Source organism: Microbacterium sp. NPDC087592 (assembly GCF_044743585.1).
Taxonomy (GTDB): Bacteria; Actinomycetota; Actinomycetes; order Actinomycetales; family Microbacteriaceae; genus Microbacterium.
Window position 1 is genome coordinate 942722 of record NZ_JBIUWT010000001.1, and the last position, 20928, is coordinate 963649.

The 20928-nt window shown below is 70.1% G+C and carries 19 protein-coding genes; 9 read left to right on the top strand and 10 right to left on the bottom strand.

Annotation, left to right across the window (positions count from 1 at the left end; all coding sequences use genetic code 11):
- Nucleotides 1-65: 65 nt before the first annotated feature.
- Together ACIOTO_RS04500 and ACIOTO_RS04505 are read right to left on the bottom strand one after the other, a co-directional pair.
- Complete coding sequence (locus tag ACIOTO_RS04500) at nt 66-1229, bottom strand: acyl-CoA dehydrogenase family protein (RefSeq protein WP_167632909.1); 1164 nt, start codon at nt 1227-1229, stop codon at nt 66-68.
- 152 nt (nt 1230-1381) lie between these two features.
- The gene (locus ACIOTO_RS04505) at nt 1382-2311 is read right to left on the bottom strand and encodes a M15 family metallopeptidase (RefSeq protein ID WP_400856745.1); all 930 of its coding nucleotides are present in this window, start codon (nt 2309-2311) and stop codon (nt 1382-1384) included.
- A gap of 66 nt (nt 2312-2377) precedes the next feature.
- Here ACIOTO_RS04505 and ACIOTO_RS04510 point away from each other — a divergent pair, with 66 nt between their 5' ends.
- Complete coding sequence (locus ACIOTO_RS04510) at nt 2378-3169, top strand: IclR family transcriptional regulator (RefSeq protein WP_167632908.1); 792 nt, start codon at nt 2378-2380, stop codon at nt 3167-3169.
- Between the two features lie 11 nt (nt 3170-3180).
- On the opposite strand, the gene ACIOTO_RS04515 is transcribed toward ACIOTO_RS04510, so the two are convergent.
- From ACIOTO_RS04515 to ACIOTO_RS04525, 3 genes are read right to left on the bottom strand one after another with little or no spacing between them, the layout of a single operon-like run.
- Entirely contained in the window at nt 3181-3933 is a 753-nt protein-coding gene (locus ACIOTO_RS04515) for a helix-turn-helix domain-containing protein (protein WP_400856748.1), read from the bottom strand.
- Between the two features lie 40 nt (nt 3934-3973).
- Nucleotides 3974-5098, bottom strand: a complete 1125-nt coding sequence (gene alr / locus ACIOTO_RS04520) for an alanine racemase (protein WP_400856750.1) — start codon at nt 5096-5098, stop codon at nt 3974-3976.
- The gene (locus ACIOTO_RS04525) at nt 5095-6573 is read right to left on the bottom strand and encodes an amino acid permease (RefSeq protein ID WP_400856751.1); all 1479 of its coding nucleotides are present in this window, start codon (nt 6571-6573) and stop codon (nt 5095-5097) included. The genes alr and ACIOTO_RS04525 overlap by 4 nt, the downstream gene beginning before the upstream one ends.
- A 290-nt stretch (nt 6574-6863) precedes the next feature.
- Between ACIOTO_RS04525 and ACIOTO_RS04530 the strand changes: the two genes are divergently transcribed.
- Nucleotides 6864-7919, top strand: a complete 1056-nt coding sequence (locus ACIOTO_RS04530) for a homoserine dehydrogenase (RefSeq protein ID WP_400856752.1) — start codon at nt 6864-6866, stop codon at nt 7917-7919.
- Between the two features lie 11 nt (nt 7920-7930).
- On the top strand, nt 7931-9325 hold the full coding sequence (locus ACIOTO_RS04535; protein WP_400856753.1) for an aldehyde dehydrogenase family protein: 1395 nt from the start codon (nt 7931-7933) through the stop codon (nt 9323-9325).
- Nucleotides 9326-9379: 54 nt separating this feature from the next.
- Here the strand turns inward: ACIOTO_RS04535 and ACIOTO_RS04540 are convergent, their stop codons facing one another.
- Complete coding sequence (locus tag ACIOTO_RS04540; protein ID WP_105710827.1) at nt 9380-9823, bottom strand: Lrp/AsnC family transcriptional regulator; 444 nt, start codon at nt 9821-9823, stop codon at nt 9380-9382.
- A gap of 111 nt (nt 9824-9934) precedes the next feature.
- Here ACIOTO_RS04540 and ACIOTO_RS04545 point away from each other — a divergent pair, with 111 nt between their 5' ends.
- The 3 genes from ACIOTO_RS04545 to ACIOTO_RS04555 all read left to right on the top strand — a co-directional run bounded on the left by ACIOTO_RS04545 (nt 9935) and on the right by ACIOTO_RS04555 (nt 12893).
- The gene (locus ACIOTO_RS04545) at nt 9935-11137 is read left to right on the top strand and encodes a trans-sulfuration enzyme family protein (RefSeq protein WP_400856756.1); all 1203 of its coding nucleotides are present in this window, start codon (nt 9935-9937) and stop codon (nt 11135-11137) included.
- A 69-nt stretch (nt 11138-11206) separates the two neighbouring features.
- Entirely contained in the window at nt 11207-12292 is a 1086-nt protein-coding gene (locus ACIOTO_RS04550; protein WP_400856758.1) for an Rv2578c family radical SAM protein, read from the top strand.
- Between the two features lie 61 nt (nt 12293-12353).
- Entirely contained in the window at nt 12354-12893 is a 540-nt protein-coding gene (locus tag ACIOTO_RS04555; protein ID WP_262002731.1) for a YaeQ family protein, read from the top strand.
- A gap of 28 nt (nt 12894-12921) precedes the next feature.
- On the opposite strand, the gene ACIOTO_RS04560 is transcribed toward ACIOTO_RS04555, so the two are convergent.
- Nucleotides 12922-13575, bottom strand: a complete 654-nt coding sequence (locus tag ACIOTO_RS04560; RefSeq protein ID WP_400856759.1) for a response regulator — start codon at nt 13573-13575, stop codon at nt 12922-12924.
- Nucleotides 13572-14432: a sensor histidine kinase gene (locus ACIOTO_RS04565; RefSeq protein WP_400856761.1), complete on the bottom strand. Its 861-nt coding sequence runs from the start codon at nt 14430-14432 to the stop codon at nt 13572-13574. The genes ACIOTO_RS04560 and ACIOTO_RS04565 overlap by 4 nt, the downstream gene beginning before the upstream one ends.
- Nucleotides 14433-14563: 131 nt before the next feature.
- Here ACIOTO_RS04565 and ACIOTO_RS04570 point away from each other — a divergent pair, with 131 nt between their 5' ends.
- The 3 genes from ACIOTO_RS04570 to ACIOTO_RS04580 are packed head-to-tail and all read left to right on the top strand — an operon-like array spanning nt 14564 to nt 16808.
- A complete protein-coding gene (locus ACIOTO_RS04570; protein WP_400856763.1) occupies nt 14564-15295 on the top strand; it encodes an ABC transporter ATP-binding protein in 732 nt (243 codons plus the stop codon).
- The gene (locus ACIOTO_RS04575; protein ID WP_400856766.1) at nt 15292-16086 is read left to right on the top strand and encodes an ABC transporter permease; all 795 of its coding nucleotides are present in this window, start codon (nt 15292-15294) and stop codon (nt 16084-16086) included. The genes ACIOTO_RS04570 and ACIOTO_RS04575 overlap by 4 nt, the downstream gene beginning before the upstream one ends.
- A complete protein-coding gene (locus ACIOTO_RS04580; protein ID WP_400856768.1) occupies nt 16086-16808 on the top strand; it encodes a hypothetical protein in 723 nt (240 codons plus the stop codon). The genes ACIOTO_RS04575 and ACIOTO_RS04580 overlap by 1 nt, the downstream gene beginning before the upstream one ends.
- A 39-nt stretch (nt 16809-16847) precedes the next feature.
- On the opposite strand, the gene ACIOTO_RS04585 is transcribed toward ACIOTO_RS04580, so the two are convergent.
- The gene (locus tag ACIOTO_RS04585; RefSeq protein WP_400856770.1) at nt 16848-18182 is read right to left on the bottom strand and encodes a hypothetical protein; all 1335 of its coding nucleotides are present in this window, start codon (nt 18180-18182) and stop codon (nt 16848-16850) included.
- Between the two features lie 274 nt (nt 18183-18456).
- Entirely contained in the window at nt 18457-20718 is a 2262-nt protein-coding gene (locus ACIOTO_RS04590) for a DEAD/DEAH box helicase (protein WP_400856771.1), read from the bottom strand.
- Nucleotides 20719-20928 lie beyond the last annotated feature (210 nt).

Below are 20928 nucleotides of genomic sequence, written 5' to 3' on the forward strand. Positions count from 1 at the left end.
GTCCTCGGCTGCACGCGAAGAGGCCCCGGATGCCAGAGCATCCGGGGCCTCTCCAGAGCCGTGCGTCAGCGCTTGCCGGCGATCTGACGACCGACGAGATCGCGCATGATCTCGTTCGTGCCGCCGTAGATGCGGTGCACCCGAGCATCGGTGAAGGCGCGGGCGATCGGGTACTCCATGATGTAGCCGTAGCCACCGTGCAGCTGCACGCCCGTGTCGAGCACCTCCCACTCCCGCTCGGTAGCCCAGAACTTGACCTTCGCCGCGTCCTCGGCGGTGAGCGTGCTGTTCTTGTAGGCGAGCAGCGCGCGGTCGATGTACGCCCACATCGCATCGGTGGTCGCCGCCATGTCGGCGAGCCGGAAGCGGGTGTTCTGGAAGTCGGCGATGCGCTCGCCGAACGCCTCCCGGTCCTTCGTGTAGGCGACGGTCCAGTCCAGAGCGGCCTGCGCAGCTGCGGCCGCGGCAACGCCGATCGAAAGACGCTCGAGTGGCAGGTTCAGCATCAGCTGGATGAAGCCCTGCCCCTCCTTGCCGCTGATGAGGTTCTCGTCGGGGACGAACACGTCGGTGAAGCTGAGCTCGGCCGTATCCCAGCCGTGGAAGCCCATCTTGCTGAGCTTCTTGCCCTGGTCGAAGCCCTCCATGCCCTTCTCTACGAGCAGCAGGCTGAAGGCGTCAGGACGATTGCCCTCACCGGTCTTGACGAAGGTCACGACGACGTCGGCTGTCGTGCCCGAGGAGATGAAGGTCTTCGCGCCGTTGAGGATGTAGCCACCGTCGACCTTCTTCGCGTTGGTCTTGATGCCGCGGAGGTCCGAACCCGCTCCCGGGTCGGTCATGGCGAGTGCGCCGAGCACTTCACCCGTGGCCATCCGGGGCAGCCACTTCTCCTTCTGCTCCTGCGTTCCCATGTGCACGAGGTACGGCACGGCCAGGTCGTCCTGGATGCCGAAGGCGCCTGCGAGTGAGCCGGCGCCCGCGGCGATGACCTCCTCCATGACGACCGTGCGGAAGCGGTAGTCCTGCAGCATCCCGGCGCCGCCGAACTCCTCGGGGACCGACAGTCCGATCAGTCCTGCCTCGCCGGCAGCCAGCATGGTCGCCCGGTCGATCTCACCCGCAGCGTCCCACTTCTCGATGGCCTCGTTCGTCACGTGGCGCTTGACGAAGTCCTTGACCAGGTCCCGGAATGCCTCGTGATCCTCGTCGTAGATGTCGCGTTCCATGCCGTCCTCCTGAACGTATCGTGCATCGTTGCTCCGGCGATTCTACGTGTCGGGCACCGCCGCGGACAGGACGTTGTGAGAATGCATCCCATAAGACGTGACACTGGGTACCGCGGTTGTCGGATGCCGCAACCGGGGCCTTCTCCGATGTCTCAGTGCGCGTAGTCGGGGGCCGCCGGGAGCCCGAAGAACTCCTCCAGCGTGTGGAATCCGCCGTCGTGATAGGCCGCGGCGAGGTCGACCCCGACGTAGCGGAGATGCCACGGCTCGGGCGCGTAGCCGGTCACCGGCGTACCCACCTGCTCGTACCGCACGATGAACCCGTACTCCCACGCGTGGGCCGCGACCCAGTCGCTCTGCGCGGTGCCGCCGAAGCCGTCGAGACCGCCGCAGCCGCTGCCGCACGCGACGACGTCGAGGGCCAGTCCGGTCTGGTGCTCGCTGTGGCCGGGGCGCGCCGACCCGGCATCCGCCTGCCCCTGACCCTGCGACTGCACGTGGGAGTCGTAGGTCGTGACCTGCAGCCCGTACGACCGATAGCCGTTGTTCGCGCCGATGCGGCCTACCCCGGCAGCCTCCGCCGCATCAGCCATCTGCCCGACGGCGACCGCGACGTCAGTCCGCACCCGGCCCGAGGGCGTCGTCATCTGCAGCGGCACGGAGTCGAGCGCCCCGGGCTCGTAGTCCGCGGGCTTCAGCGGAAGGCTCTTGTTCACCACGACCCAGACCCGCGCCGGATCGCGGAGCGAGACGCAGGGGGCGTTGCCCGCCACCACGGCCTCGCGGAAGGCCGTCCCACCACCGAAACCGGCCACGGCAGCCGCGTCGTCACCGGCCTGGACGGCCTGTTGCACGGCGGGGTCCGAGCACGGGTCGGCTGCGGTCGTCGCCCCCACCTGCACGGTCGGCACCTGCATCACGGCGACCGGCTCCGGCATCGCGGCAGCATCCGGCGACGTCGCAGGAACGGAGGCGATCGAGAGCATCATCCCGAGCGCGGTCACGGCGACGCCGATCGGCAGTGCGGGTCCGCGGATCGGGGACCGCGGAGCCGCATGCTGAGCGTGCGGCGAGAAGGGCATTGGTCCATTCTCTCCCGCGCTGCGTGGATGGCACCACCGCGACGGCCACAACGGTACCCTCGACCCATGCCGTCCGCCCCGCTCGCCCCCGCGCCATCGAGCAGCATGGGCCGAGGACTCGACGTGCTCACGGCTCTGAGTGCGCTCATCGAGAAGGGCAGCGGCACCACCGTCGGCGAGATCGCCCACGCCCTCGACCGCGAGCGCTCCCAGGTGTCCCGCACCCTCGCCACCCTCGCCCGTTCCGGTCTGGTCGAGCGTCGGCCCGACCGTTCGTACGCGCTCACCTGGTCCTGGTACGCCGCCGCGCAGGAACTCACCGCGCACCGGATGCACACGCACGGGCTCGCGGTGCTGGACTCCCTCGCGGCGCAGCTCGGCGAGGCCACCTTCCTCAGTGAGCTGCAGGGCGATGCGACCCTCACGACGCTCGAGAGCCTGCCCGCGGACTCCCGCATGATCGGCTCCTGGATCGGACGCTCCTACCCCGCGTACTGCAGCGATGCCGGGCGCGCCACGCTGTGGGATGCCTCGGACGACGAGGTGCGCGCGGTCTTCGGCTCGACCGACTTCACCGCCCAGGGGCCGAACACCCCGGTGTCGGTCGACGACGTGCTCGCGCGGCTCGGCGCGGATCGCGAGCGCGGCTTCACCATCGTCGACCAGGAGGCGGAACCGGGCCTCTACTCGGTCGCGGCACCCGTGTGGGACTTCCGCGGAGAGGTCATCGCCGCGGTTCAGGTCGTGGGCACCCGCGACGCGATGCACGAGCGGGTCGCGGAGTGCGGTGCGGCATGCGCGCGGGCGGCCGCCGATCTCTCCCGCCGGCTCGGCGCACCCGCATCCGTCGAGCGCTGACCCGCGGGGCGTCAGACCGACGCGTCGGCCGCTGCGGTGAGCTCGCCCGCGAACCGGGCGAGCAGGGCACGGGTCTCGCGCGTGGCACCCTGCGCACGATGGCGCCCTCGGACCGCGAGCGAGGCGATGACCTCGCCACCCCGACGGATCGGGAGGGCGAACTCGTCGATCCCCTCGTCGTACTCCTCGGCGGCCGAGATGAGCCCTTCGGCACGGTCGCGTTCCTGCACGACGCCCACCTCGTCCACGGAACGCGGCGCGGTCGGACCGCCCACGCCGATGAACTGCACCCCGTCGAGCACGACTGCCAGCTGCTCGGGCGTGTGATCCCACAGCAGCGCGCGGCCCGCTCCCGTGCACCAGATCGGCGTGACCAGCCCGGCACGGATGGAGCGGTCGCCCCCGTCGGCAGATCGCTCGTATCGGAGCAGCACGCCGCGCGCACCCTCGGTGACGGTGATCAGCGCGTTGACTCCGAGCTGCGCGGCGAGCGTGCGCAGGGCGACCCTGGATTCGCGGAGCCAGGCCGCGTTCAGCACGGCGGCCGTGCGGAAATACTCGGTCCCCGCCCAGAACAGCGAATCGTCGTCCCGGCGGAGGAACTGCCGTGACTGCAGCTCGCGCGTGAGTCGCGAGACACGGCTCCGCTCGATGTCGGTGGTGTCGGCGAGCCGCGAGGCGTTGAGACCCGGTCGCGCACGGCGCTCCTGCTCGACCGCCGCATCGAGCAGACTCAGGCCCTGCACGAGTGAGGAGGAAGCCACGACGACCCCTCCTCTCCTGTCGGCCCAGACCTCGGCCATCCTATCCGGAGGCCCCCACCGCGCGACGCGGGAGGAGCCTCCCCCAGGCGACGTAGAGGTCGGCGGCGATGTTGCCGTGGGCCCGCTCGACGTCGGCCGCGGTGATCGCCTCGTCGCCCTGCGCACCGAACAGCACGACCTCGTCGCCCGGCGTCGTCGCCTCGAGGTGGGAGACGTCCACGAGGAAGCTGTTCATCGCGATCCGGTCGACGATGCGCGCACGGCGACCGCGGATGAGCACCTCGCCGGTGCCGCTCAGGCTGCGGTGCACGCCGTCGGCGTACCCCAGCGGGATCAGCGCGAGACGCGCATCCGCCTCGAGCCGGTGCCAGCGGTCGTAGCCGACCGTGCTCCCCCGCGGATACGAGTTGATCGCCGCGATCCGCGACACCATCCGCATCGCCGGTCGGAGTACGCCTCCCAGCGCGTCGGTGTCTCCGTACAGCCCGGCGCCGATGCGGACGAGGTCGAACCGGGACTGCGGCAGACGCAGCGCCGCGAAGGTGGTCGCACAGTGCCGGGCCACTACGCCGTCGGAGGCGTCGGCGACCGCGCGTGACTGCTCGTCGAATCGCGCGGCGCCCGCGATCACGTCGTCCTCGTCTTCGCACGGGAAGTGCGAGCAGACGCCGACGACATCCAGACGCGGATCCGCCAGGACGCTCCGCGCCGCGTGCACGCCCCGCGGCTCACCGACCTCCAGCCCGTCCCGCCCGAGTTCGGTGGAGTTGAGCGACACGTGCGCGCGGATGCGCACACCCCGAGCGGCGGCGACCCCGGCCACGATCCCGGCATGGTCAGCCCCGCCGATCCACTCCTCGATGCCGAAGCGGATGCCGTCGTCGACCTCGTCCCGCCCCGCGGGCCGCACGCGCAGAAGACGACCGGTGAAGCCGCTCGCGCGCACGGCCGCCGCCTCTTCGTTCGATGCCAGACCGATCAGGCCGAGCGTCTGCTCGCCGAGCAACGGCGCCACGATGTCGATGCCGTGACCGTAGGCGTCGGCCTTCACGACCGCGCAGAACCCGACCTCGGGGCCGAGTTCTGCGCGGATCGTGCGGACGTTGTGGCTGATCGCGTCGCGGTCGATCTCGACCCATCCGCCCGCCGGTGTGGAGGCTGTCACGCGTCGACGGGCTCCGCCTCGTGATCCTGCACGACGTCGCGCTTCCCCTTGCGACCGTGCCGCCACCAGAAGAACAGGTAGCACGCGGCGACGAACGGGATGCCGAAGTACAACGCCGCCACCTGGTTCGGGTCGAACGCGATCGCGATGACCGACAGGAGCAGCAGCGAGAACGCCACGATCGGCAGCGCCGGGTACAGCGGCGTCCGGTAGGCGAGAGCCGACACGTCTCCGCCCTCGCGCACGAACTTGCGGCGGTGGAAGAACTGCGAGGCGACGATCGACATCCACACCGCGACGACCGCGAATCCGGCGATCGACACGAGCACCAGGTAGACGGTGCCGGCGGCGATCACACTCGTGAGCAGCGACACGAGGCCGATCAGGATGCTGACGCTGAGCGCGATGAGGGGGACGCCGCGCTTCGTGAGTCGCGTGAACGCCTTCGGCGCGTGACCCTCCTCCGCGAGCGAGAACAGCATGCGAGCGCAGGAGAAGAGCCCGCTGTTGCCCGCGGAGAGGAGCGCCGTGATGATGACGAAGTTCATGATGTCGGGCGCATACGGCACTCCCACGTACTGGAAGACGTCGACGAACGGGCTGCTGGTGACGCTGGCGTCTTCGTAGGGCAGGATCGCGGCGATCACGGCGATCGCGCCGACGAACAGCACCACCAGTCGCAGCACCGTGGAACGCAGTGCCCGCGGGATGTTCTTGGCCGGGTCCTTGGTCTCGCCCGCCGCGACGCCGATGAGCTCGGAGCCGCTGAACGCGTAGAACACGGCGAGCGCGGTGACGATCACACCGCTGAACCCGTTCGGGAAGAGCCCTCCGGGGGTCTCGAAGTTGCTGAACAGGATCGCCGGCGGGTGCTCGGCCGACAGCGGCGTGAACCCGAAGATCGCCGCGCCGCCGAGGACGATCAGCGCGACGATCGCGACGACCTTGACCAACGAGAACCAGAACTCCGCCTCGCCGAACACCCGGGCCGAGATCGCGTTGAGCAGGAACAGCACGGCGGCGAAGATCAGGCACCACAGCCACACCGGCACCCCGGGGAACCAGCGCTGCATGAGGATGCCGGATGCCGTGAACTCCGACCCCAGTGCCACCACCCAGCAGAGCCAGTACAGCCACGCCGTCGTGAATCCGGTCGCCGGCCCGATCGATCGTGAGGCGTAGATGTGGAAGGCGCCGGAGACGGGATACGCGATGGCGAGTTCACCGAGGCAGGCCATGACCAGGTAGACCACGAACGCGCCGATCAGGTACGCGATGATCGCGCCGAGGGGCCCCGCCTGGGAGATCGTGTAGCCGGAGCTGAGGAACAGGCCCGATCCGATCACGCCGCCCAGCGCGATCATGATCAGATGCCGGGCGTCCATGGTCCGTTGGAGGCGGCGGAGCGGAACCTGTGTCGCCGTCGTGTTCGGCAGGACGTTGGGAAGGGATTTCTCCCCGGGAAGAGGCGTCATCGGAACTCTCAATCGGGTTTGATATGTGCATCATATTCACATCTATGTGCCAATGACGCATTTAGTTGGTCGGATGCGGGGACACTATCCGCTCCGCGATCCGGCCCACAAGACCCCGGAGCAGAATTCTTCACGCCCACCGTCACTGCCGACCATCCGGCGGAGGAGCTGCCATTCCGGCAGTACCCGCGGCCGATCCGACAGGCGCGCACGGACACCCACCTCGCCGACGATGGATCCGTGTCCGCACGGCGTCGCCGGCGACAGCTCATGGAAAGAAGGAGACAACGGTGACTCACCACGACCTCGCCCTCATCGGCTTCGGAGGCGTCAACCGCGCCCTGGCCGAGATCATCCGCGACCGCGGGGCGGCGCTCGTCGACGACCTCGGCTTCGGCCTGCGCGTCGTCGCGATCACCGATCTCCGCCTCGGCTCGCTCATGCAGAGCGACGGCATCGACCTCGACGCCGCGCTCGCGATGACCGGCGCCGACACGTTCGCCGGAATGCCGGGCGGCCACGCCGAGCCCCGCAACGACTACGTGATCCGCAACACCACGGCCGATGTCATCGCCGAAGCGACGTTCACGAACCCGGTCGACGGAGAGCCGGCGATCTCGCACGTGCGCGCCGCCCTCGAGAGCGGCAAGAGCGTGACCACTACCAACAAGGGCCCGGTCGCGCTCGCGGGCGCCGCGCTCAACCGCCTCGCCGCCGAGAACGGAGCCCGCTTCGAGTACGAGGGCTCGGTGATGAGCGGGACTCCGGTGCTCCGACTCGCCGGCGAGACCCTCAAGGGACTGCGCATCACCCGCATCCAGGGCATCCTCAACGGCACGAGCAACTTCGTGCTGGGGCGCATGGAAGAGGGGAAGTCGCTCGCGGACGCCGTCTCCGAAGCTCAGGCCCTCGGGTATGCGGAGGCCGACCCGACCGCCGACATCGAGGGGTCCGACGTGCAGCTGAAGGTCGTGATCCTCGCGAACGAGGTGCTCGGAGCGCAGCTCACGACCGCCGACGTGCCGCGCACCGGGATCAGCGGCATCACCGCGGGCGACGTGATCGCCGCAGCCACGGCGGGCGAGCACTGGAAGCTCATCGGCACGGTCTCCCGCGATGAGTCGGGGGGCATCTCGGCATCCGTCCAGCCCCTCGCACTCGGCACCGACCACCCGCTCGCCGCCGTCTCGGGGGCCACGAACGCCGTCGCCTTCACGACCGACCTGCTCGGCACGGTCACGGTGTCCGGTCCCGGCGCGGGGCGCATCGAGACGGCGTACGCGCTCCTCTCCGACATCATCGCGATCGACGCCCACCAGAAGTCGTACGCCGGAGCGGTCCGGTGAGCGTGGCGATCATGGATGCTCCGACGACCGGCACCGCCGTACTCCGGGTGCTCGACCCGTACAGCGGCGAGACCATCGCCGAGCTGGCGCAGCACACGGTGGAAGACGTCGAGCCGATCATGGAGCGCGCAAGGCTCGGCGCTTCGCTCTCGCGGGAGCTGACCCGGTTCGCTCGACACACGATCCTCGACCGCGCGGCGCGCATCCTCGAGGAACGTGCCGACGAGGCCGCCGCCCTCATCGTGCGCGAGGCGGGCAAGACCATCACCCAGGCCCGCAAGGAGGTGCGTCGAGCGGTCACCACGATCTCCCTTTCGGCGGAGACCGCTCGGGCGTTCGACGGCGAGGTCATCCCCTTCGACGCTTACGAGGGCGGGGGCAACCGCCGTGGCTGGTACACGCGGGAACCGCTCGGCGTGATCCTCGCGATCACGCCCTACAACGACGCGCTCAACCTCGTCGCCCACAAGCTCGGCCCTGCGATCGCGGGAGGGAACGCGGTCGTGCTCAAGCCCTCCCAGCTCACCCCGTTGACCGCACGCTTCCTCGTCGACGTGCTGCTCGAAGCCGGTCTCCCCGACGAGATCATCACGGTCGTGCACGGAGACCGCCAGGTCGCGCAGGCGCTGGTCGCGGTGCGCGACATCCGCATGGTCTCATTCACGGGCGGGTTCGCGACGGGCGAGGCGATCGCTCGCACCGCGGGGCTCAAGAAGCTCGCCATGGAACTCGGCGGGAACGCGCCCGTCGTGGTCTTCGCGGATGCCGACATCGCGGAGGCCGTCGAGGCCTGCGTGTCCGGCGCCTTCTGGGCCGCGGGGCAGAACTGCGTGGGGTCTCAGCGCATCCTCATCGAGCGCTCCGTATACGCCGAGTTCCGCGACCGGTTCGCGGCGCGCACCTCGACGCTGCGCGCCGGCGACCCCTCGGACCCGGCCACCGACGTCGGGCCGATGATCTCGGAGGCAGCGGCCGTGCGCGCCGAGCGGATGGTCGACGATGCGGTGAGCGCGGGCGCGCGGGTGCTCGCCGGACACCGCAGGGAGGGCTCGGTGTACTGGCCGACCGCGGTCGAGAACGTGGCGCTCTCGTGCGAGCTCTGGAACGAGGAGGCGTTCGCCCCGGTCGTGGCGCTGGCACCGTTCGACTCCGAGGATGAGGCCGTCGCCGAGGCCAACAGTGTCGACTACGCGCTGCACGCCGCGGTCTTCACGACGGACATCGGCCGCGCACTGCGGGTCGCCGAAGCACTGGATGCCGGAGGCGTGATGATCAACGACTCCTCCGACTACCGCATCGACAGCATGCCGTTCGGCGGATCCAAGTACGGGAGCATGGGGCGCGAGGGCGTGCGCTTCGCGTACGAGGAGATGACCCAGCCCAAGGTGACCTGCATCACCACCTGAGAACTCCTCGGGGAGGGCGGGGGTCCAGGGGGATACCCCGCCCCTCCCCGAGGTTCAGGCGCGGTCGATCACGCGGGTCAGCGACACGGCCGTCACCGTGTTCGCGACTCCGGGCACGGCGGCGAGCATCTCCCAGATCTCGCCGATGCGGTCCATCGAGTCGGCCTCCAGCATGACGAGCAGGTCGAAGTCGCCGGACAGCACGTCGCACCGCCGCACCTCGGGGATCTGCGAGATCTCGGCGATGACCGCGCCGCCGCGCATCCGGTCGGTGCGGTAGACGAGCACGATCGCCGAGACCGGGGAGCCGCCGGCGTGCCCCGGCGTGACGGTGTACCCGCCGATCACGCCCTGCCGCTCCATGCGCTCCATCCGCTGCTTCACGGCGTTGCGCGAGAGATGCACCTGGGATGCGAGTGCGACCAGCGGCACGCGGGCGTCTTCGGTGAGCGCGGCGAGGATGCTGCGATCGATCTGATCGAGGTGGAGCCGCTCCATCGAGACCTCCTGGGGGTACGCTGCAACGTGCATCATTCACAATTGCGTGTGTCTATTATGCACCTTAGAGTGGAATCGCACCACGAGCGGTGCAGGAACGAAGGAGTCACCATGGGCACTCGCCCCGACCGCAAGGATCCCCTCACCCTGTCGGACCTCAGCCTGGCCGTGCATGCGGGCAACCAGCTCGACTCGACGATGGCGCTTCGCACCCCGCTCGTGATGGCCAACTCGTATCAGCTCCCCGACGATCCGAGCGAGATCAGCTGGTCGGCCACCGCGCCCGGGCTGTACACGCGCAACACCGGCGTGAACCAGTCGGCACTGGAGCAGAAGCTCGCCGCGCTCGACGGCGCCGAGGAGGCCGTCGCCCTCGCCTCGGGCGTCGCGGCACTGCACGCCGTCTTCTTCACCCACATGCGCGTCGGCGACCACGTGATCGTGAGCGACGTGGTGTACGAGGCGACCTGGCGCCTGTGGACCGAACTGCTGCCCCAGCGCTACGGGCTCGAGGCCACCTTCGTCGACATCGGCGATCTCGATGCCGTCCGTGCGGCCATGCGCCCGGAAACACGCCTGGTGTGCATCGAGGCGATCGCGAACCCCACCACCAAGGTCGCCGACGTGGCGGCGATCGCCGAGATCGCGCACTCCGCCGGCGCGATCCTGATGGTCGATTCGACGTTCTCGCCGCCGCCGTTCTACCGCCCCATCCAGGACGGCGCCGATCTGGTCGTGCACTCGCTCACGAAGTACCTCAACGGACACGGCGACGCGATGGGGGGATCGGTCGCAGGCAGCCACGAGCTCATCCAGCCCATCAAGGCCGACGCGATGGTCGACGTCGGGGGCATCATCTCGCCCTTCAACGCCTGGCAGATCCAGCGCGGCACCGTCACGCTCCCCCTGCGGCTGCGGCAGCACTTCGACTCGGCCGCCCGCATCGCCGAGATGCTCGCCGCCGACGACCGGGTGGAGTACATCGCCTACCCCGGTCTCGACTCCCACCCCGACCACGCGCTCGCCGTCCGCCAGTTCGATGGACGCGGCTTCGGCGGCATGATGGCGTTCGCCGTGAAGGGCTCCCCCGACGTGCAGAACGCGTTCGTGGCGAACCTGCGGCTGATCACCTCGGGCTTCTCGCTCGGCCACGACGACTCGCTGATCGTGCACACCGGGACCGAGGGCGGCCGCGTCGCCACCTATCCCGAACCCTTCCGGAAGTTCGGCCACCTGCGGCTCTCGGTCGGCCTCGAAGACACGGACGACCTGTTGGCAGACCTGAGCGCTGCGCTCGACGCGACGTTCCCCTGAGGGTTAATCCGTCGAAGATAGTTACCATTCCGGGTTGACATCGAGTCGATGTTTTGTTCGAATGTTCAGATGCGGTGGCAGGGACAGAAGCTCGGCGAGACGGATGCAGCGGCGCTGCCCGGGCTCGAAGACCGGTCGAGCGTGCTGCGGTCGGTGACCACCCCTGAGTTCGCCGGGATGACGTTCCACGAGGTGCTGTCGAAGTCGGCCCTGAACCACGTGCCCGGCGCTTCGCGCATGCCGTTCGCCTGGACCATCAACCCCTACCGTGGATGCAGTCATGCCTGCGTTTACTGTTTCGCCCGCGGCACGCACGAGTACCTCGACCTCGACGGCGGATCGGACTTCGATTCGCAGATCGTGGTCAAGGTGAACGTGGTCGAGGTGCTCGAGAAGGAGCTGCGGCGCGGCAGATGGCAGCACGAGACCGTGGCCCTCGGCACCAACACCGACCCGTATCAGCGGGCCGAGGGGCGCTACAAGCTCATGCCCGGCATCATCGAGACGCTCGCCGCATCCGGCACACCGATGTCGATCCTCACCAAGGGCACGCTGATCCGCCGCGACATCCCCCTGCTCGTGAAGGCCGCGCAGCGCGTGCCCGTCGACGTGCAGATGTCGATCGCCATGTACGACGACGAGCTGCAGAAGGCCATCGAACCGGGAGCCCCGACCACCCAGGCCCGCCTCGACACCGTGCGCGCCCTGGCCGACGCCGGGTTTCCCGTGACCGTGTTCCTGATGCCGATCATGCCGCACATGACCGACTCTCTCATGGCGATCGACAGTGCCCTCGTGCGCATCAAAGAGGCGGGAGCGCGCACCGTCATCTACGGAGCACTGCATCTGCGACCGGGCGTCAAGCCGTGGTTCTTCGAGTGGCTCGGCGCCAACCGGCCCGACCTGGTGTCGTCGTATCGCGGGCTCTATCCCGGCGCCTCGGCCGAGGCTCCCAAGGGATACCGGCAGTGGCTCGCGAAACGCGCTCGCCCCCTCATCCGGATGCACGGACTCGACGGCCGCCACGAAGACGACTACTCCCGCCGCGGGTTCCGACCAGGGCAGGGACACGTACAGTCGGGAGCGGCGACCGCGGCAGCGGTGCGCTTCACGCCCACTACTCAGGCCGCGGCTGCGCAGCCGATGCTGTTCTGATCCGGATCGCCCCTCTCACCCGGTCGGTCGCCCCACCCGTGGCCGCGTAGGCTCGGGGATCATGGCGATCGGTTCGACAGTCCACACATTCGAGGTGCAGCTCGCTGACACCGACCGCGGAATCTACGAGGACTACTCGCTGCGCGTGGCGCGGCATCCGTCCGAGACCGACGCCTACATGCTCACCCGCGTGCTCGCCTATGGGCTCGAGTTCGCCGAGGGCATCACGTTCGGCGGCAGCATCTCGTCGACCGAGGAACCGGCCGTGCTCGTGCGCGACATGACCGGGCTCATCACCGTCTGGGTCGAGATCGGGGCGCCCGATGCCGAGCGACTGCACCACGGCAGCCGACTGGCCGAACGCACTGTCGTCTACACGCACCGCGATCCCGCGAAGGTCATGGCGCAGTGGGCGGACAAGCGCATCCACCGCCGCGAGGACATCCGCGTGTACAGCTTCGACCCCGGGTTCATCGAGTCGGCCGCGGCCCTGATCGAACGCCGCAACACGATGACCCTCACGCGGGCCGAGGGAGTGATCTACCTCGACCTCAACGGCACGAGCCTGACCTCGACCGTGCACGTGCACGAGCTGGCCTGATCGGCGCGAGCCTCAGGCGCCCCCGAGCTCAGCCGCCCACGAGCCCCTGCTCGTACGCGGCGATCACGAGCTGCGCGCGGTCCCGTGCCGCGAGCTTCGACAGCAGGCTGCCGATGTGCGTCTTCACCGTCGCCATCGAGATCGTGAGCGCTGCGGCGATCTCTGCGTTCGCGAGCCCTCTGCCGACGAGCGTGAGCACCTCGGTCTCCCGCGCCGTGAGGGTCGCGAGCGGGCGACCCGCCGGTCGATTCCCACTGTCGAGGAAGTGCTCGACGAGGCGGACGAGGATGCTCGGCGCGAACAGCGACTCCCCCTCGTGCGTGCGGCGGATGGCCTCGATCAGCTGCTCGGGGCGCACATCCTTGAGCAGGAACCCGCTGGCTCCCGCGCGCAGGGCGCCGTCGACGTACTCGTCGAGCTCCAGCATGCTGAGCACGAGCACCCGCGTCCCCGGCAGGGCCGTCGTGATGGCGCGAGTCGCGCTGATGCCGTCGAGCCCCGGCATCCGGATGTCCATCAGCACGACATCCGGCACGATTTCGCGCGCCAACTCGACAGCCCCCGCACCGTCGGCGGCCTCGCCCACCACCGTCAACCCCTCGGCACCGGCGATGATCAGGGCGAGGCTGTGCCGCAGCAGGGCCTGATCGTCGGCGATCAGGACGCGGATCCCGTCGCTCACGCTCCCGCCTCGAACGGCAGGCGCGCCTCGACGCGGAATCCCGCCTCCACGGGCTCGGCGAGCAGCGTTCCCCCGAGCGCACTCACCCGCTCGCGCATGCCCCGCAGACCGTGTCCGGCGCCGGGTTGCGACTTCCATCCCCGCGCGGGCCCCTCGTCGGCAACGACGACGCGGACGGCGTTCCCGTCCCGCTCCACCACCACGCTCGCCGGCACCGGACCGGCATGGCGTCCGACGTTCGCGAGCGCCTCCCGGATCGTGGCGCAGGCGGTGGCCTGCACGGCGAGCGGCGCCTCGCCCAGATCTTCCATCCACAGGCTCACGCGCACACCGAACGCCTCCGCGGCGGTGACGATCCCGGGCACGTCCGAGAGTCGTGCCGGCGGATGCAGCGGCACCTCGTCTCCCGGCTCGCGCAGCACGGTCAGCATCCTCCGCAGCTCCGACATCGCAGAGCGCCCCGCCTGCTCGATGTCGACGAGGGCGCTTCGCCGCTCGGCGTCGCCGGCGGTCCCCTCGAGCGGGGCGACGGCGGCGGCCCGCATCGTGATCAGACCGAGTCCGTGCGATGCCAGGTCGTGCAGCTCACGGGCGATCCGCAGTCGTTCCTGCTGCGCTGCCCGGTCCGCCGCCCATTCCGTGAGGCTGCGCTCGTACTCCCGGCGCTGCCGCTGCGACCGCACCGTCGCCCAGACGAGCACGCCCACCACGAGGAGTCCGGCGGCCGTCACCACGACCGCCACGCTCTGCGGGCCGTCGAGTCCGAGAAAACTCAGGAGAGCGACCAGCAGCGCGATCATGCCCCCGGCGGCGATCCACGTGCGCGAGCGCCAGGTCGGGCGGGGCGAAGCATCCATCCGCCCGAGTCTAGGCACCCTCGACGCGACACACATCAGACCAGGGGTGGAGGGCCCGGGGTCGGAGCATCGGCCGGGCTTCCCGTCTGCGGGCCGATGTCCCGGACGACGCGGACCGCTGGGATCGAGGGATGCTGACGATCGAATCACTCACGAAACGACACGGTTCCCGCACGGTGCTCGACGGCGTCGCCTTCGAGGCACGACCGGGCCGCGTGACGGCCTTCCTCGGAGCGAACGGAGCCGGCAAGTCGTCCACCCTGCGCATCCTCCTCGGGCTCGACCGGCCGACCGCAGGACGTGCGCTCATCGACGGCCGCGCCTACCGCGACCTCCGCGACCCATTGCGGACGGCGGGGGCGATGCTCGACGGGTCCGGCGCACACCGCTCGCGGACCGCGCGGGGCCACCTCTCCTGGATCGCCACCGCCGGCGGCATCCGCCGTGGCCGCGTCGACGAGGTGCTCGCACAGGTCGGTCTGACCCACGCCGCGCGCACCAAGGTGGGGCGGCTGTCGCTCGGCATGGGGCAACGGCTGGGGCTCGGGGCGGCGCTGTTGGGCGAGCCGCCGATGCTGATCCTCGATGAACCCGTGAACGGGCTCGACCCCGAGGGCATCCGCTGGATGCGGGAGCTGCTGCGCGGCCAGGCGGATGCCGGCGGGACTGTCCTGCTGTCCAGTCACCTGATGGGCGAAGTTGCCGGCGTCGCGGACGACCTCGTCGTGATCGCCCACGGCCGGATCGTGGCGACGGGCACCGTGGACGAGATCACGCGCGGGCACGCAGACCTCGAAGCGGCCTTCTTCGCCCTGACCGGCGGGGATACCTCGACCGACCCGAACGGCGGTCCCTCGCGATGAGACTCCTGCGCACCATCGCCGCCGAGACGGCCAAGATCCTCACACTCCCGGGCGTATGGGCCGGCGTGCTCGCGAGCATCCTCGGCACCGTCGCGATCACGACGCTGAACGCGACGCAGGCGGTCGCCGCCCTCGACGCGGGTGAAGCCGACCTGTTCGGTCCGATCTCGGTCCTCGAGACTGCTTTCGCCGCGGCTCCGCTCGGCACGATCGGCGCGATCGTCGTCGGGGTGCTGGCGGTCAGCAGCGAATACACGCCGAACAGTCCGGATGCCGGCGGATCCCGGCAGATCACCAGCACGCTCGTCACGAGCCCCGGTCGAGTGAGGCTCGTCTTGGCCAAGCTCACGGCGGTGGTGGTGATCACCGTCCTGACCGCGGCCGTGGCCTTGTCGTCCTGCCTCGGGGTCGCTCAACTGTTCCTCGGCGACGTCGCCCCCGAGGCCGTCCCCGTCGAACAGGCGATGTGGCGCATGGTCGGCACGACGGTCTACTGGACCCTCACCGCCCTCCTGGCGTTCGGCATCACGCTGATCACGCGCAGCGGCACGCTCCCGCTGATCATCCTCATCCTGAACAGCTCGGTGGTCTCGATCTCCCTCTTGCTCACGAACCTGACCCCGCTCGCGCACTGGCTCCCCGACATGGCGGGACGCAACCTGTTCGGCTTCGACGCCGAACTCGTGCTCCCCGGAGGCCTCGACGCCGTGCCAGGCGGGCTCGTCATGGCCGCGTGGGCCGTGGCAGCCGTGGGCGCCGGAACGATCGTCTTCACGCGGAGAGACGCCTGATGCGGCGGGCACTGGGGGCGGAGCTCTCCAAACTGCGGACGCTTCCGCTCACGACACATGCCGCCGCGGGCATGATCCTCGTCAGCGCACTCATCGCCGCGGCGCTCGCGGGGTTGCACGGCGAGCGAGGGGGCACCGTGCCGGCGGTCGACGCGGTTCTCGGGGCCATGCCGTATGCGCAGGCCGGTGCGATCCTGCTCGGGGTCGTGCCGGTGGCGCACGAGTACGCCGGGCGTCAGTTCAGCACCACCCTCATCGCGGTGCCTCGCCGGATGCGGGTGATCGTGGCGAAGACGTGCGCGGCGATGGTCGTGTTGTTCCTCGTCGGGACGCTGTCGGTCGCTGTGGCGTGGTTGTCCGCCGAGCTGACGCACCGGGCCTCGGATGCCGGCGGTGTGGCCGCGACGGCGGAGGACCTCGCCCGCCTCGGCGGCGCGATCGTCTATCTGGTGCTGATCGGGCTTCTCGCCCACGCGGTGACGCTCGTCCTGCGGAATCTGGTACCGGCGCTGGTGTCGATGCTCGTCGTCGTCTACATCCTGCCGTTCGCTCTGACCGCGCTCGGAGAGCACACTCGGTGGCTGCCCACCCGTGCCGGGTCGCAACTGTTCGCGCCGGACGACGCCGTGCTCACGGCGTTCACCGGGGCCCTGGTCCTGCTCGCCTGGGCGGTCACGATCGGCGTCGCCGGCGCCGCCCGCTTCACCCTCTCCGACGCGTGACCGGGGCTCCCCTCGCCCCTCTCCCTCCGCCGACCGCGCTCAGAGATCGGGGGCGGCGTTCCACGCGTCGACGAACTCCTGGGTCTCGTCGCCCCCACCCTTCACGAGGTTCGGGTGGAGTTTCCCGGTGACCGTGAATGCGTACGCAGGACGGTCGGTCTCCGGCGCCCAGCTCGTCGATGCGAAGATCTCGGCTTCCTGATCCCGCAGCGCGGCATGCTTGATCGCCGGGGCCAGCGCGGCGACGTCGGCGTCGTGGTCGAGCACGACATCGAGCTCCCGCGGTCCCAGCGCGACGGAGCGCACTCCCTCGGCATCGGCGAGTCCGAGCGCACGATCGAAGTTCGCGACGTATCCGTCCTCGCTCATGGTCTTCGCCGTGACGCGCGAGCCCGGCTCGTCTTCCTTCAACACGAAGAGCTGGAGGGAGTTGAACTCCTGGAGGTCCGGCGTGGCGAGAAGGGCCTGCTGCACGGTCGCGGCCGTCTCGGCATCGGTCGTGGTCACCGAAAGATGCAGAGCGCGCGGCCCATGAGTGCCGATCGAGGCGCCCACGACACCGGCGATCGGCGTGAGGATCGCATCGAGTCTGGCGCCGAGCTCCTGCTGCAGCGCCGGAGCGGTCATGATCCCGCTGGAGAGGTCGACACGGAGCCGTGCCTGGCCCGACGTCAAGGCGTCGACTGCGGGCGTCGCCGCCGCGGCACCCTCGACCGTGCGCATCCGCAGCGCGAGCGAGTCGTCGTCGAGCGTGTACTTCTGGATCGGGGCGACGGCGGCCACCGCCGCGACCGTCTCGACCGCGGCCTTCAGCGCCGCCGGATCCTGCGTCTCGATCGTCGAACGCTCGTGCACATCCGAGACCTTGAGCGACACCCCGTCCGTGAGCGGACCGGCCGCCGCCGCATCCGCCAGCGGCTCGATCGTCGCGGTCGGGTCGACCCCTGCTTCGGCGACCGCCTCGACGCCCAGCGAATCGTCGGAGGACCAGACACGACCCTGCAGGATGCCGTCGACTCCGGTCAGCTCGCCCACCGCCTCCGCGAGTTCGGCGACCTCGTCGTCATCCCCGGCGACCGTCCACTGCCAGGCACCGGTGCGCACCTTGAGCACCACGTCATCATCGGTCACGGACTCGGCGAGGGCGTTCAATCGCACAGCGGCCTCGGGGAGGTCCGCGGGTGCGACCGAGTCTTCGAGCGTGATCAGGTAGGCCCCGTCCTCCGCCTTCTCGATCGAGGAGACGGCCGGATCCTTCGCGACCTGCTCCTCGAGGTCTTCGCTCTTCCGCGTGCACCCGGCGAGCGCCGTCACGGCGATCACCCCACCCAGCAGCAGAGCGGCACCACGAACGATCCCCCGGTTTCGATGCATTACTCCATCGTATGCACAAACGCGCGAGCCCCGGATGGGCACAACTCCCCATCCAGTCTCGCGCTCGCGCGCGCGCTCGCGTATGCGCACGAGCGCGCGCCGAGTGCACGGCTTCGCGTCGAGTGCGCGGCGTCTTCACGCAGGTAAGCCGTGCACCCGGCAGCATCCCGTGCACTCGGTAGCAGGGGGCGGGTAGGGGGCAGGGGCGAGGCGGCGCGGACACGACAGAGGCCCCGGACCGCGGAAGCGGGACGGGGCCTCTGGTGAGCGAGACTCAGGCGGTGAGGTCGGCCGCGGTCGGCACGCGACCGGCGATCTCCTCGATCACGTCGTCGTCGAGGCGCGCGTTCTCGAACGGCGCGTCGATCTCGGCGCGGTCGAGCAGCTCGGTCATGCGACGCTGACGCTGACGCGTGATCAGCGTGACGACACGACCCGAACGACCCGCGCGACCGGTACGGCCCGAGCGGTGGAGGTACGTCTTGTACTCGTCGGGAGCGTCGGCCTGGACGACCAGGTCGATGTCGTCGACGTGGATGCCGCGGGCGGCGACATCCGTGGCGACGAGCACGTTCACGCGACCCGAGGTCAGACGCTCGAGGTTGCGCGTGCGCTTGGCCTGGTTCAGGTCGCCGTGCAGCGAGACGGCCGGGATGCCGGCATCGTCGAACTGCTCGGCGAGCATGTCGGCGTAGGCACGCGTGCGGGCGAAGACCAGCGTCTTGCCGGCACGGTCGACGAGCGACGTGAGGATGTCGGCCTTGTCGCGGTGCTCGATCACGAGCACGCGGTGCTCGATCGTGCTGGAGTCCTGGTCCTCACCGGCGACCTCGTACACGGCCGGGTCGACGAGGAACTCGTCGACGAGAGCCGCGACCTCGCGGTCGAGCGTGGCCGAGAACAGCAGCTTCTGGCTGCCGTCGGCGGTGTGACGCAGGATGCGCTGCACGGGCTCGACGAATCCGAGCTCGCACATGTGGTCGGCCTCGTCGAGCACCGCGATGCGGCAGTCCGAGAGGTCGAGCTTGCCCTGGTTGATGAGGTCTTCGACGCGACCGGGGGTACCGATCACGATGTCGACGCCCTTCTTCAGCGCACCGACCTGGCGACCCTGCGGGACACCACCGTAGATCTGCGTGGTGAAGAGGCCGACGCTGCGGGCGATCGGCTGGATCGTGCGGTCGATCTGCAGCGCGAGCTCGCGCGTCGGAGCGAGGATGATCGCACGCGGCGAGCGTCCGAACTCACGGCGCTTGCCGGCCTGCGACTGCAGCACGCGCTCCACGAGCGGCGCACCGAAGGCGATGGTCTTGCCGGAGCCGGTGCGGCCACGGGCGAGCACGTCGCGTCCGGCGAGGACGGCCGGGATGCTGGCGGCCTGGATCGGGAACGGCGTCGCCGCGCCCATGCCGACGAGGGTGTCGACGATGTTCGAGCCGAGGCCGAGGTCGCCGAAGGTCACACCGTCGACCTCGACGGCCGCGACGGACTTCGCCTCGAGGCGCTCGTGCACGACGTCGTCGCCCGGGGTGAACTTCGCTCCGGTCGACTCGGGCCGGCTGGTGGCGTTCCAGTCGTTGCGGCTCGGCCGCTCGTTGCGCGCCGGACGCCCACGGGTGTCGGAGGTCAGCGGGCGCGGACGCTCGGTGCGGTACGCGCCACCGGTCGACGGACGCGAACGCTCGTCACGGCCACCCTCGTACGAACGCTGCGTGCGGTCGCGGTCGAAGGCCCGACGGGCGCGGTCGGCGTCGTACGAACGCTCGCCGCCGCGGTCGGCACCACGGTCGTTGCTGCGGGCACGGTCGCCGCCGCGGTCGTCACGGCGCGGACGCTCGTCACGGTCGAACCGGGGACGCTCGGCACCACGGTCGCTGTTGAACCGGGGACGCTCGCCGCCACGGCGGTCGTCGCGAACCGGACGCCCGCCATCGCGGTGGTCGTTGTCGCGGAAGCCCTGACGCTGGGTGCCGGCACCACGGTCGTCACGACGCGAGCGGTCGTCGCGGTCGAAGCGGGGGCGGTCGCCACCGCGCTCGTCGCGGTAGGTTCCGGGACCGGTCGGGCGCTGTCCGCTCGGACGCTGTCCGCCACGATCGTCCCGACGCGGACGGTCGTCGAAGCGGCCGCCGGCGCTGGGCCGGTCGTTGTAGCGAGGACGCTCGGAGCGGTCGTCGTTGCGGTGGTGCGGTGCCTCGCGGCGTCCGGACTCGGCGCGGTTGCGGATGCCCCGGGCCTCGTCGCGGCCGGCACGCTCGGAGGCGTTCCAGCGCTGCTTGGGCGCACCCGACTCGGCCTCGGCCGGGCGGTAGCCACGGTGACCGGCGCTGCGGCTGCCGGGACGACGGTCGTAGCCGCCGGCGGCGGGGGCGGAGCGGCGGTCGCCGGCATCCGCGCGGGCACCACGCTCGTCGCGCGCACCGTCACGGGCGGGGCCGCCGTTGTGACGGTCGTGGAAGGAGGTCTTCTTGGCGCCGTAGCGCGGCTCGAAGTTGGCGGCGGGACGTCCGCCGCGGGGCTTCTTGTTCTTGGGCATTGCGTTGTCTTCCTGTGTTCTCGCACGAGAACAGCGCCGCGCACACGCGCGAGCACCCTGCGCGTGGTCGGATGCGACCAGCGGGGTTCCGGACTGTCAGCGGCCGGGGCCATTCATGTGATGGTTGATTAGCGTCGAGCGACGCTCACCATCGGCCCCTGGACTCACACTTCACACACATAAAACGTCCGCGCCAACGCGCGGGTGTCC

Excerpts from the sequence above, each read along its gene's own strand:
- ACIOTO_RS04500 (WP_167632909.1), bottom strand. The coding sequence starts at position 1,229 with ATGGAACGCGACATCTACGACGAGGATCACGAGGCATTCCGGGACCTG.
- ACIOTO_RS04505 (WP_400856745.1), bottom strand. The coding sequence starts at position 2,311 with ATGCCCTTCTCGCCGCACGCTCAGCATGCGGCTCCGCGGTCCCCGATC.
- ACIOTO_RS04510 (WP_167632908.1), top strand. The coding sequence starts at position 2,378 with ATGCCGTCCGCCCCGCTCGCCCCCGCGCCATCGAGCAGCATGGGCCGA.
- ACIOTO_RS04525 (WP_400856751.1), bottom strand. The coding sequence starts at position 6,573 with ATGACGCCTCTTCCCGGGGAGAAATCCCTTCCCAACGTCCTGCCGAAC.
- ACIOTO_RS04535 (WP_400856753.1), top strand. The coding sequence starts at position 7,931 with ATGGATGCTCCGACGACCGGCACCGCCGTACTCCGGGTGCTCGACCCG.
- ACIOTO_RS04540 (WP_105710827.1), bottom strand. The coding sequence starts at position 9,823 with ATGGAGCGGCTCCACCTCGATCAGATCGATCGCAGCATCCTCGCCGCG.
- ACIOTO_RS04545 (WP_400856756.1), top strand. The coding sequence starts at position 9,935 with ATGGGCACTCGCCCCGACCGCAAGGATCCCCTCACCCTGTCGGACCTC.
- ACIOTO_RS04550 (WP_400856758.1), top strand. The coding sequence starts at position 11,207 with ATGCGGTGGCAGGGACAGAAGCTCGGCGAGACGGATGCAGCGGCGCTG.
- ACIOTO_RS04555 (WP_262002731.1), top strand. The coding sequence starts at position 12,354 with ATGGCGATCGGTTCGACAGTCCACACATTCGAGGTGCAGCTCGCTGAC.
- ACIOTO_RS04565 (WP_400856761.1), bottom strand. The coding sequence starts at position 14,432 with ATGGATGCTTCGCCCCGCCCGACCTGGCGCTCGCGCACGTGGATCGCC.
- ACIOTO_RS04570 (WP_400856763.1), top strand. The coding sequence starts at position 14,564 with ATGCTGACGATCGAATCACTCACGAAACGACACGGTTCCCGCACGGTG.
- ACIOTO_RS04575 (WP_400856766.1), top strand. The coding sequence starts at position 15,292 with ATGAGACTCCTGCGCACCATCGCCGCCGAGACGGCCAAGATCCTCACA.
- ACIOTO_RS04580 (WP_400856768.1), top strand. The coding sequence starts at position 16,086 with ATGCGGCGGGCACTGGGGGCGGAGCTCTCCAAACTGCGGACGCTTCCG.
- ACIOTO_RS04585 (WP_400856770.1), bottom strand. The coding sequence starts at position 18,182 with ATGCATCGAAACCGGGGGATCGTTCGTGGTGCCGCTCTGCTGCTGGGT.
- ACIOTO_RS04590 (WP_400856771.1), bottom strand. The coding sequence starts at position 20,718 with ATGCCCAAGAACAAGAAGCCCCGCGGCGGACGTCCCGCCGCCAACTTC.